Here is an 899-nt window from a genome sequence, read left to right on the forward strand (position 1 = left end):
CGCGGACCGCGATCGCGGCCGCCGCCGAAACCGCCGCCAAAGCCGCGGCCTTCGCGTTCACGATCGTCGCGCTCGGCCTTGCGCATCATTGCCGAGGGGCCTTCCTCGAGTTCGTCGACCCGGATCGTCAGGTAGCGAAGAACCTCTTCCGACAGCCGCTCCTGACGCTCGATCTCGGCAACGGCGGCAGCCGGGGCATCGAGATTCATCAACGTAAAGTGCGCCTTGCGGTTCTTGTTCATGCGATAGGACAGGGACTTCACGCCCCAATATTCGGTCTTGGCGACCTTGCCGCCGGCGCCTTCGACAATCGCCTTGAACTGGTTGGTCAGATCGTCGACCTGCTGCGAACTCGCGTCCTGACGCGCGAGGAAAATATGCTCGTATAACGGCATCCTGCCTTCCTTTCGTTGGCGCTGTCCGGCGCAAAGCCCAAACGAGACTTCGGAAAGGTGCGGACCACGCGGGGTGCAAACCTTCGGAAAGCTCGATGCTCTGATTGGCGGGGACACGGGACGACGGGCCGATCAGCCCTGCCGCACGCTCCGTAAGGAATGCGCGGCCGTCCGTTCAGCCCCCGGCCGGGACGAGCGGAAGCCGGGGTTATAGGGGTTTTCGGCCGGAAGGCAAGGCGAAACGCGTCCCCGTCGGCTTGACTTGCCCGGTGTCACATAGTCTGTCGGGCCAGATTTTGACCGGTCGGTTGGGCCAAACAAGAATGAGAGGGGAACGGTGGCGGCGGCATACGTATTTCCGGGGCAGGGAAGCCAGGTGGTGGGAATGGGCAAGGCCCTGGCCGACGCCTTTCCCGTCGCGCGGCAGGTGTTCGAGGAGGTGGACGCGGCGCTCGGGGAAAAGCTTTCCAACGTGATGTGGGATGGTCCCGCGGACCGGCTGAC

General features: G+C 64.1%; 1 protein-coding gene and 1 pseudogene. One reads left to right on the plus strand and one right to left on the minus strand.

Annotation, left to right across the window (positions count from 1 at the left end; all coding sequences use genetic code 11):
• A partial coding sequence (gene rpsF / locus ACK41X_RS19680; RefSeq protein WP_409726767.1) for a 30S ribosomal protein S6 occupies positions 1-395 on the minus strand: 395 nt, incomplete at its 3' end.
• A gap of 337 nt (positions 396-732) precedes the next feature.
• On the opposite strand from rpsF, the pseudogene ACK41X_RS19685 reads away from it, so the two are divergent.
• Positions 733-899: pseudogene (locus ACK41X_RS19685) on the plus strand (malonyl CoA-acyl carrier protein transacylase); the annotation flags it as partial.

Origin of the sequence: Pseudorhodoplanes sp., assembly GCF_046289595.1 — a bacterium.
In the GTDB taxonomy this organism is placed as follows: Bacteria; Pseudomonadota; Alphaproteobacteria; order Rhizobiales; family Xanthobacteraceae; genus Pseudorhodoplanes.